This window comes from Ruegeria sp. YKSE079 (genome assembly GCF_059612845.1).
The window spans coordinates 38,490-48,583 of sequence record NZ_JBXWRJ010000030.1 but is presented as its reverse complement, the minus strand read 5'-3'; the positions used below and the strand labels follow the sequence as shown (position 1 = coordinate 48,583).

Genomic DNA, 10,094 nt, shown 5'->3' with positions numbered 1-10,094 from the left:
GTCAATGCCCCTGACAGCGGCGCGGCAGAGGAAGAACTGGCCGTCGCCTATGGAGACGAACGGCTGGAGATCGGGTTCAACGCAAAATACCTGCTGGAGATTGCCAGCCAGGTGGACCGCGAAAACGCCGTGTTCCTGTTCAACTCGGCCGGAGATCCGACGCTGATGCGTGAAGGCAACGACCATAGCGCAGTCTATGTCGTCATGCCGATGCGCGTCTGATCGCGCTGAAGCGCGATGCCTCCGGCGGGAGTTTTTTTGAAAAGATGAAGGGAGGGGTCATGGGATTGGCCCTGACCGAACTTACGGTCTCGCATTTTCGCTCGCACAAGCTGGCGCGGTTGACACTTGACGGACGCCCGGTGGCGATCCATGGGGCGAATGGGGCCGGCAAGACCAACATTCTGGAAGCGGTATCGCTGTTTTCGCCGGGTCGCGGGCTGCGGCGAGCGAGTGCCGCCGAGATGGTGCGGAGACCAGAGGCCCCGGGATGGAAACTGTCCGGTCTGTTGCAACGGCAGGGGCGGCAATACGAAGTCGAAACATGGTCCGAGGGCGGCGCGGCGCGGCAGGTTCGGATTGATGGCAAGTCCGCCAGCCAGATCGAACTGGGCAGGCTGGCGCGCGTTGTGTGGCTGATCCCGTCGATGGACCGTCTTTGGATCGAAGCGGCCGATGGGCGGCGAAGGTTTCTGGACCGGCTGACGCTGAGTTTTGACCCCGATCACGCCGAGTCTGTATTGGCTTATGAAAAGTCCATGCGTGAACGGAACCGACTGTTGAAGGAAAACGTGCGGGACCCGCATTGGTACCGTGCGCTGGAAGACCAGATGGCCGAAGCCGGGCACCGCATCCATCAGGCGCGGATTGCGGCGCTGGATCACATCCGCACCGCACAGACACAGGCCGAAACAACGTTTCCCTCGGCCGAACTGGAGCTGGTGCAAACCGAAGGAGCAATGCCGGATACGGTTGCGGATCTGCGGGACGCTCTTACAGAAAGCCGGTTTCGCGATCTGGCCGCCGGGCGCACGCTGGTCGGGCCGCATCGCACCGATCTTTATGGCGTATTTGCTGCCAAGGGGGTTCCGGCCAAGGATTGTTCGACCGGAGAGCAAAAGGCCCTGCTGGTGTCGCTGATCCTGTCCAACGCACGCGCCTTGTCGGACCTGGTCGGCGCACCCCCGATCGTGTTGCTGGACGAGGTTTCCGCCCATCTGGACGCGGAGCGTCGCGCGGCGCTTTATGACGAGATTTGCGCCCTTGGGGCACAGGCCTGGATGACCGGGACCGAACCGGAACTGTTCGCAGAACTGGGCGCGCGGGCGCAGATGATCGAGGTTCACGATCATGAAGGCGTGTCGGAGGTTTTGCAGACATGACACTCTCAACGGTGGATCTGCTGCTTTATGCCAGTGCGGTTTTCGTTCTGTTCCTGACGCCGGGGCCGGTCTGGCTGGCATTGACCGCGCGCACGCTGACAGGCGGGTTTCAGGCCGCGTGGCCTCTGACGCTGGGCGTTGTGGTGGGCGACATGCTGTGGCCGGTGCTGGCCATCGCCGGAGTCAGTTGGATCACGGCGGCGTCGGTGCAACTGGCGGTCGTGTTGAAAGGCGTTGCGGTGCTGGTGTTTGTCTGGCTGGGCATCGCGACGATCCGCAAGGCCGGCCAGACCTTGCACGCCGACAGCCGGATGACCCGCCCCGGCAAGTGGGCGGGGTTTCTGGCGGGGCTGGTCGTGATCCTTGGCAATCCCAAGGCCGTGCTGTTTTACATGGGCATTCTACCCGGCTTTTTTGACCTCTCCGCCGTCACGCTTCCCGATATTGCCGCCATTGTTCTGGTGTCTCAGTTGGTGCCGTTATTCGGCAATCTGATGCTGGCGGCGTTCATTGACCGGGTGCGGCGTCTTCTTGCCTCTCCGACCGCGTTGAGGCGAATGAATCTGACCGCTGGCGCGATGCTTGTCGCGGTCGGTCTGGTCATTCCGTTTACCTGAAAATGCAGCCTGAAACGCGCGCCGAATTGCTGTGTGCAAAAAACGGTTGCGATGCACAAAATCTGGTGGGAGCGCGTGACAATCCCCACCAGAAAACGTATAAGTTACCAAAATAATATAGGTACAGACGGCATGTCCCAAGACGCACAGGCGCAGCAGGAATACGGCGCGGATTCCATTAAGGTTCTCAAAGGGTTGGAGGCCGTCCGCAAACGGCCGGGCATGTATATCGGCGACACCGATGACGGTTCGGGCCTGCATCACATGGTCTATGAGGTGGTGGACAACGGAATTGACGAAGCGCTGGCCGGACACGCCGACCATGTCACCGTGAAAATCCACGCCGATTCCAGCGTATCCGTGGCCGATAACGGGCGCGGCATTCCGGTGGACATTCACGCCGAAGAAGGCGTTTCCGCAGCCGAGGTCATCATGACCCAACTGCATGCTGGCGGCAAATTCGACTCGAATTCCTACAAGGTTTCAGGCGGTCTGCATGGTGTGGGTGTTTCTGTGGTGAACGCACTATCCGATTGGCTGGAACTGCGCATCTGGCGCAAGGGCAAGGAGCATTTCGCGAAATTCGAGGGCGGTGAGACGACCGAGCACCTGAAAGTCGTTGGCGACTGCGGCGACCGGACCGGAACCGAGGTGCGGTTCCTGGCTTCGACCTCGACGTTTTCGAACCTGGAATACTCGTTCGAGACGCTGGAAAAGCGTCTGCGCGAACTGGCCTTCCTGAACTCGGGCGTGCGCATCATCCTGATCGACGAGCGCCCGGCCGAGCGGATCGAGACCGAGCTGTTCTATGAGGGCGGCGTGCGCGAATTCGTCAAATACCTGGACCGGTCCAAATCCCCGGTCATGCCCGCCCCGATCTATTTCAAGGGCGAGCGCGATGATATCGGCGTCGAGATCGCGATGTGGTGGAACGACAGCTATCACGAGACGGTGCTGCCCTTTACCAACAACATCCCGCAGCGTGACGGCGGCACCCATGTGGCGGGATTTCGCGGCGCTCTGACCCGGACCATCAACAACTATGCCCAGTCGAGCGGCATCGCGAAGCGGGAAAAGATCAACTTCACCGGCGATGACGCGCGCGAGGGGCTAACCTGTGTTCTGTCGGTCAAAGTGCCTGATCCGAAATTTTCGTCCCAGACCAAGGACAAGCTGGTCTCCTCCGAGGTGCGCCCGGCGGTCGAGAACCTGGTGAACGAGAAACTGGCCGAGTGGTTCGAAGAGAACCCGAACGAAGCCAAGCAGATCGTCGGCAAGATCATCGAGGCGGCACTGGCCCGCGAAGCCGCGCGTAAGGCGCGGGAACTGACCCGGCGCAAAACGGCGATGGATGTCAACTATCTGGCAGGGAAGCTCAAAGATTGTTCGGAAAAAGACCCGGCGAAAACCGAAGTGTTCCTGGTCGAGGGGGACTCGGCCGGTGGCTCGGCACAAACGGGCCGCGACCGGCGTACGCAGGCGGTGCTGCCCCTGCGCGGCAAGATCCTGAACGTGGAACGCGCGCGGTTTGATCGGATGCTCGGCAGTCAGGAAATCGGCAACCTCGTGATGGCGCTGGGCACCGGCATCGGACGGGACGAGTTCAACATCGGCAAGCTGCGCTACCACAAGATCGTCATCATGACCGACGCGGACGTGGACGGTGCGCATATCCGCACGCTGCTTTTGACCTTCTTCTATCGCCAGATGCCGGAACTGATCGAGGGTGGTTATCTTTATATCGCGCAGCCGCCGCTTTATAAAGTATCGCGCGGCAAGTCCGAGGTTTACCTCAAGGATCAGGCAGCGCTGGATGACTATCTTATCCATCAGGGTGTCGAGGGCGCGGTGCTGAAACTGGGCACCGGCGAAGAAATCATCGGTCAAGACCTGACCCGTGTTGTGGACGAGGCGCGCCAGTTGAAACGCGTTCTGGATGCGTTCCCGACGCATTATCCGCGCCATATTCTTGAACAGGCTGCCGTTGCCGGCGCTTTTGTGCCCGGCGCGGTGGATGCGGACCTGCAGGGCGTGGCCGACAAGGTTGCCGCTCGTCTGGATCTGATCGCACTGGAATACGAGCGCGGCTGGCAGGGCCGGATAACTCAGGATCACGGCATCCGTCTGGCCCGCATTCTGCGCGGCGTCGAAGAGGTGCGTACGCTTGATGGTCCGATGCTGCGCTCGGGCGAGGCGCGCAAGACAGGCAGCTTCACTCAAAGCCTTCAAGAGATCTATAACACTCCCGCCACCTTGATCCGCCGCGACCGCTCGCAGGCGATTCACGGGCCGCTGTCGCTGCTCAAGGCGATTTTGGATGAGGGCGAAAAGGGCCTGTCGCTGCAGCGTTACAAAGGTCTGGGCGAAATGAACCCGGATCAACTGTGGGAGACCACGCTCGACCCCGACGCGCGCACATTGCTGCAGGTCCGGGTTAACGACATGGTCGAAGCTGATGATCTGTTCACCAAACTGATGGGCGATGTAGTCGAACCCCGCCGCGAATTCATTCAGCAAAACGCACTTAGCGTGGAGAATTTGGATTTCTGAGCTTATTGTAGGTCTGTGCATAACACGTCGCGCACCTTATAAGTTTGCGTAGTTTGCCCATAGTTTTGCGCTGTGGGTTTTTGATATCATGCGCGACCTCGATGGTCGGCTTCTACCAGATGAGAGCGAACAGTTCCTCGCGCGATATGTTCATTCCCAGTATCCGGCGATATCGGGCTCTTGTTCTCGACACACTTTTCAAGCTCGCGGATCACGAAATGCCCTGGCCACGACAGGGCACCGTGTCCAGGTGGAGTATTTCGAGGAATGCGGAGATTCTCTGAATGAAAAGCGACATGGGGCATGTCTTGGTGAGTTTTGGCGGGGTCGTATTTTCCCTGCCAATCAACAGGTTTGCTAGAATTGATTGTTAGCAGGATTGGTTCCGACGGAAGGGGTCGCGCCTATGAACAATTGATCGACGGTCAATTGTTGGTCCCAATTATGAAACACAAGAAAACAAAATCCCTTGCAGCACATTCTTCCGTGAAATTCGATCACACGGCCTGCCAAGCCAACAGCCCGGAGGCGGAACTCTTTGTTTTACTATTAAAAGTGGTGAGCCGTGCAGGATTCGAACCTGCGACCCACTGATTAAAAGTCAGTTGCTCTACCAACTGAGCTAACGGCCCACTCTTTTGGATCTTTTCGATCCGTGGCGCTCTGTAAGGCATTTTACCGGTCAGGTTCAAGGCCTTATTTGCACCGCGCGCCCCCTTTGGTTCAGAACCATCCGGCGACCCGATAGGCGGCCTAATTAGGGAGGTGGCGCGAGGGGGTCAAGCCCTTTTTTGGCGAAATATCGCGACAGGCTGGATTCATCACTACAGCAGCGCTATATGCCCGCCATGCAGGATCAGACACATACCGGATTACCATTCATGAAGATGCACGGGCTGGGCAATGACTTTGTCATTGTTGATGCGCGAGCGCATGAAATCGGAATCACCCCGGCTGCGGCGCAAGGGATCGCGCATCGCCAGTTCGGGGTCGGCTTTGACCAATTGGCCGTGATCCAGAACGGCAAGGGCGATGCGCATCTGGTCTTTTACAACGCCGACGGCACGACCTCGGCCGCCTGCGGAAACGCGACCCGTTGCGTCGCACGCCACTTGATGACCGAGACCGGCAAGACCGAGTTGGTGCTGACCACCGACCGCGGCGAGCTGCGCGCAAGGGACGTAGGCGACGGGCTGACTTCGGTGAACATGGGACAGCCTCAGCTGGACTGGCAGGATATTCCACTGGCCGAAGACGTGGACACGTTGGAGCTGCCGATCGAAGGCGGGCCGGTCGCCACAGGTATGGGCAATCCACATTGTACCTTCTTCGTCGAGGATGCCGAGGCGATTCCGTTGACCGAATTCGGCTCGCGTTATGAATATCACCCGCTTTATCCGCAGCGGACAAATGTTCAGGTGGCCCAGATCGTTGGCCCCGACCATATCCGTATGCGCGTGTGGGAGCGGGGCGTCGGCATTACGCTGGCGTCCGGTTCTTCTTCCTGCGCGACCGCCGTCGCGGCGGCGCGGCGCGGACTGACGGGGCGCAAGGTGCGGGTTGATCTGGATGGCGGCACGCTTTGGATCGAGTGGCGCGAAGACGGGGTCTGGATGACCGGGCCGACCTGCCATGTGTACTCGGGCACGATGACGCCTGAATTCCTGGACGGGCTGAAATGAACCCGCCCAAATTCACAACGCTCGGCTGCCGCCTGAACGCCTATGAAACCGAAGCGATGAAAGAGCTTTCGCAGCAGGCGGGGCTTGCGGATGCGGTGATCGTCAACACATGTGCGGTCACAGCCGAAGCGGTGCGCAAGGCGCGACAGGAAATTCGCAAGCTGCGGCGGGAAAACCCTCAGGCGCGCCTGATCGTAACCGGTTGCGCCGCCCAGACCGAGCCAGAGACTTTTGCCGCCATGACCGAGGTCGACGCGGTGATCGGCAACACCGAAAAGATGCGCCCCGAAACCTGGAAGGGCATGGCCGCCGATTTCATCGGTCGGACCGAGGCGGTGCAGGTCGATGACATCATGTCGGTCACTGAAACCGCCGGTCATCTGATCGACGGTTTTGGCACGCGCTCGCGGGCCTATGTACAGGTCCAGAATGGGTGTGACCACCGCTGCACTTTCTGCATCATTCCCTATGGTCGGGGCAATTCACGCAGCGTCCCAGCCGGCGTCGTGGTGGACCAGATCAAGCGGCTGGTGGATCGCGGCTACAACGAGGTGGTGCTGACCGGAGTCGATCTGACTTCGTGGGGCGCTGACCTGCCCGCTCAACCCAAGCTGGGCGATCTGGTGATGCGTATCCTCAAGTTGGTGCCCGATCTGCCGCGTCTGCGGATCAGTTCGATCGACTCGATCGAGGTGGATGAGAACCTGATGCAGGCCATCGCGACCGAACCGCGCCTGATGCCGCATTTGCACCTCAGCCTGCAGCATGGCGACGACCTGATCCTCAAACGAATGAAGCGGCGCCACCTGCGCGATGATGCGATCCGCTTTGCCGAAGAGGCCCGCAAGCTGCGCCCCGAGATGACATTCGGCGCCGACATCATCGCCGGTTTCCCGACCGAGACCGAGGCCCATTTCGAAAATTCGTTGAAACTGGTGATCGACTGCGACCTGACCTGGCTGCACGTCTTTCCCTATTCCAGACGTGACGGCACGCCAGCGGCGCGCATTCCGCAGCAAGTCAACGGCAAGGTCATCAAGGACCGCGCTGCACGGTTGCGTGCGACGGGCGATGCGCAGGTCCAAAAGCACGTCGCAGCGCAGATCGGAAAAACCCATCGCATTTTGATGGAAACCCCGGTCATGGGCCGGACGGAACAATTCACCGAGGTCCGCCTGAGCCACCCGCAATCCGAAGGTCAGATCGTCACCGCGACGATCAGCGGTGTGTCGGATAGCCGGCTCATCGCCTGAACGCACCTCAAGGCTGGTCAGTTTTCCCCACAGCTGGTCCAAGGATCGCTGTCCTAACCGTGCTGAGTACGAATATGCTTCGTCAGCTTTTGGTTGGCTGGTCGGTCCAGACAAGGATCGGTTCTTGGCGACCGCGCAACTTGTGCCGGCCGGACGGGCTGAGACCCAGCTTGCCAGCCCGAGCCAGTGCTTCCGGTTCGGATTGCACGAGCGCCTCGGACAGGGCTATGGCCGCACCGTAGGATTTGGCAAAATCCTGCAATCGGCTGGCGGTGTTGACCACGTCACCGCTTACGGTCAGCTGTCTGTGATGCCGTCCACCGACCACTCCGGTCTGAACGGGGCCAGCGTGGCCACCCACCCGCAGACCGAGGCCAGGCCAGTCAGCCGCCCTTCCAACGCTTTCATACAAATCTTCGATGAACCGCAAAGCCTGCGTTGCGTCATCGGGTCGAGGTTTCGGCAGACCAAAGACAACCATTGCGCCATCACCGGCGAAATGCGCAATGACCCCGCCCAAGGGCTCCACCGTCTGTTCGACCAGGCCATGAAAAACTCGCAGGAACTGTGCAGTGCCTTCGGGGCCCAGCTGTTCTGAATAGCCAGTAAAATTCTCAACATCGACAAACAGAACGACGGCTGGCCGCGCCGCTGTTTCGAACTGGGGATCGGCGGCGCTTGCAAGCCGTTCCACCAACAGCGGTGAATGATAGAGAGCGAGGTTCGCCGCGCGACGGCGATGTTCCAAAAGCCGCAACCCGGCGCCGAATCCGACCCCGAGCAACAGCGAAAGCAGCACAGTTGTCACATCCAGCCACCATCCCGCGATGAACGCGGCCTGCAACACGGCCGCCAGTGCAACTGTCACGGCAGCGGTTCCCGACAGGGCAAGCCAGGGTCGGCTCACTCCGGCCACGATGAACCCCAAGGTACTCGCCACGAGCGCAAGTGCGATATCCCAGAACCACGCAACCGCGTCACGTCGCAACAGGCGCTTTTCAAGCATGTTCGCGGCAAGCGTCGCATGCAGCTCGGCGCCGGGGAAGGCCGCGTCGAACGATGTGGCGTGCCGGTCTCCGAATCCGGTCGCGGTTGCCCCGAGGAACACGATCTTGCCCTCAAGGTCTGCGTCCTGAACCTCTGTGACGGAAAAGGTCTGGAAAGTGCCCCCCGGCCCGTAGAACTTGAGTGGTATCGCACCCAGCATGTCCAGCGGAATGGTGGATTCTCCGGCCGTCAGCTTCCCTCCGGTAGCAGACAACCACAGTTGCAGATCAAGATCGTTACCTGCATCGGTCAGGGCCGCCATAGCAAGCGCAGGATACCAAACGATACCATCTTGCGTTGCCAGGGGATGCGCCGCGTCAATTCGGCGGACAGCTCCATCTGTGTCGTGGCGCAGAATGACATGGCCGAGAGAGGTTGTACCGCGCAACGCCTCTGTCGGACCCAGTGCAGGCAGAGGATTGCGATGATCCGTGGCGACGACAACCGAAAAGCCTTCCCCATCAAGTTCGAGGAGCGGAGCATCCGAAGACGCCTCTGCAACGCCCAGAACGGCATCAACTCCGGTCAAGGCACCGGCAAGGGCTTGATCATCCTCGCGCGGCTCGATCAGCAGGAAGTCCAATGCAATAACCTTCGCCCCGGCCCGCGCGGCATCCGACACGGCGGCAGCAAGCGTTTTGCGAGGCGGAGGGAAGGTCCCGATCCGGGAAACAGCGGCATCATCGAAGGCAACAATTGCAACACCTTCAGGCGGCGCAATCGGACCGCGCCAAAGGAAGCGGGCATCAAGGAATTGCCCTTCGATCCCCTGCCAGAACGCGCTTCGGCTGCCGGGATGCCAAAGGGCAATGCCCAAAGTTGCCAGCATCACCACCACTGCGGCGACGCGGCGTGTGCGCCGGAACCTGTCGCGCGTTACCAATCGGGACCAAGCAATGCGTCGAACCGGTCGATGCGCGCCTGCCCCCACCGTGTGACTTGCCCCATTTCGCCGGAGGAAGTCACGTCAATGCCGTCACCGGGGCCGAGGCGCGCTTCGCCACCATTGGCAAAGACGAATACCGTTCCCTCGCGTGCAAATACTGCGCTTGCGCGGCGCTCAACCTGCATCGCCCATTGCGTCGAACGCACGGCGGCAACGGCGGACGGCGTGCGAATCTGAACGCCGTTTCCGTCCTGAGATGAGAACAGGAACCCGGCTAGCCCGTCGATCAGCCGAAATCCCAACGGTTTCGTGCCCCCCTCCAGAAGGCCAAGCACATCGACCTCGCTTTCGGGGCCGACAACGACATCAAGCCCGCCGAAACAGCGCAGGGTGACACGGGCTCCGGCCTCGGTGCGCAATTTGGCATTGCGACCCAACCCAAGGCCCGTCACCGCGGCCTGTACGCCTGCACCGCGGGCAGAGACCTCCGCACCCCCTTCCACACGGGTAACAACACACGCGCCGGGCGTCTGGGCACCGGCGGGAAGGGCCAGCCCGATCCAGAGGCTTGCGAATAAGGTTCGCAGCAGGTTCCGACAAGTCATTGTGGCCTCTCTGCGCAGGGGAACCCATTCAGGATGAACGGTCGCCAGCCATAGGTCAACAACCAGAACGTT

General features: G+C 60.6%; 7 protein-coding genes, 1 tRNA gene and 1 pseudogene. 6 read left to right on the top strand and 3 right to left on the bottom strand.

What is annotated here, in order from left to right:
• The 4 genes and pseudogenes from AC2FMY_RS20645 to gyrB all read left to right on the top strand — a co-directional run.
• Nucleotides 1–222, top strand: a pseudogene (locus tag AC2FMY_RS20645) (DNA polymerase III subunit beta); the annotation flags it as partial.
• 59 nt (nucleotides 223–281) lie between these two features.
• Nucleotides 282–1,382: a DNA replication/repair protein RecF gene (gene recF / locus AC2FMY_RS20640; RefSeq protein ID WP_496745400.1), complete on the top strand. Its 1,101-nt coding sequence runs from the start codon at nucleotides 282–284 to the stop codon at nucleotides 1,380–1,382.
• On the top strand, nucleotides 1,379–1,999 hold the full coding sequence (locus AC2FMY_RS20635) for a LysE family translocator (RefSeq protein WP_480748958.1): 621 nt from the start codon (nucleotides 1,379–1,381) through the stop codon (nucleotides 1,997–1,999). Before recF ends, AC2FMY_RS20635 begins: the two co-directional genes overlap by 4 nt.
• Before the next feature lie 132 nt (nucleotides 2,000–2,131).
• Entirely contained in the window at nucleotides 2,132–4,549 is a 2,418-nt protein-coding gene (gene gyrB, locus AC2FMY_RS20630) for a DNA topoisomerase (ATP-hydrolyzing) subunit B (protein WP_480748959.1), read from the top strand.
• 556 nt (nucleotides 4,550–5,105) lie between these two features.
• On the opposite strand, the gene AC2FMY_RS20625 is transcribed toward gyrB, so the two are convergent.
• Nucleotides 5,106–5,181: transfer RNA gene (locus AC2FMY_RS20625), tRNA-Lys, on the bottom strand.
• A 207-nt stretch (nucleotides 5,182–5,388) separates the two neighbouring features.
• On the opposite strand from AC2FMY_RS20625, the gene dapF reads away from it, so the two are divergent.
• A complete protein-coding gene (dapF, locus tag AC2FMY_RS20620) occupies nucleotides 5,389–6,231 on the top strand; it encodes a diaminopimelate epimerase (protein ID WP_496748480.1) in 843 nt (280 codons plus the stop codon).
• The gene (mtaB, locus tag AC2FMY_RS20615; protein WP_496807983.1) at nucleotides 6,228–7,484 is read left to right on the top strand and encodes a tRNA (N(6)-L-threonylcarbamoyladenosine(37)-C(2))-methylthiotransferase MtaB; all 1,257 of its coding nucleotides are present in this window, start codon (nucleotides 6,228–6,230) and stop codon (nucleotides 7,482–7,484) included. Before dapF ends, mtaB begins: the two co-directional genes overlap by 4 nt.
• A gap of 82 nt (nucleotides 7,485–7,566) precedes the next feature.
• On the opposite strand, the gene AC2FMY_RS20610 is transcribed toward mtaB, so the two are convergent.
• Nucleotides 7,567–9,414: a CHASE2 domain-containing protein gene (locus AC2FMY_RS20610; RefSeq protein ID WP_496807982.1), complete on the bottom strand. Its 1,848-nt coding sequence runs from the start codon at nucleotides 9,412–9,414 to the stop codon at nucleotides 7,567–7,569.
• The gene (locus AC2FMY_RS20605) at nucleotides 9,408–10,022 is read right to left on the bottom strand and encodes a FecR domain-containing protein (RefSeq protein ID WP_496807981.1); all 615 of its coding nucleotides are present in this window, start codon (nucleotides 10,020–10,022) and stop codon (nucleotides 9,408–9,410) included. Before AC2FMY_RS20605 ends, AC2FMY_RS20610 begins: the two co-directional genes overlap by 7 nt.
• Nucleotides 10,023–10,094: the final 72 nt, after the last annotated feature.

Bases quoted from the DNA above. Each gene is read 5' to 3' on its own strand.
- recF (WP_496745400.1), top strand. From the start codon at position 282: ATGGGATTGGCCCTGACCGAACTTACGGTCTCGCATTTTCGCTCGCAC.
- AC2FMY_RS20635 (WP_480748958.1), top strand. From the start codon at position 1,379: ATGACACTCTCAACGGTGGATCTGCTGCTTTATGCCAGTGCGGTTTTC.
- gyrB (WP_480748959.1), top strand. From the start codon at position 2,132: ATGTCCCAAGACGCACAGGCGCAGCAGGAATACGGCGCGGATTCCATT.
- dapF (WP_496748480.1), top strand. From the start codon at position 5,389: ATGCCCGCCATGCAGGATCAGACACATACCGGATTACCATTCATGAAG.
- mtaB (WP_496807983.1), top strand. From the start codon at position 6,228: ATGAACCCGCCCAAATTCACAACGCTCGGCTGCCGCCTGAACGCCTAT.
- AC2FMY_RS20605 (WP_496807981.1), bottom strand. From the start codon at position 10,022: ATGACTTGTCGGAACCTGCTGCGAACCTTATTCGCAAGCCTCTGGATC.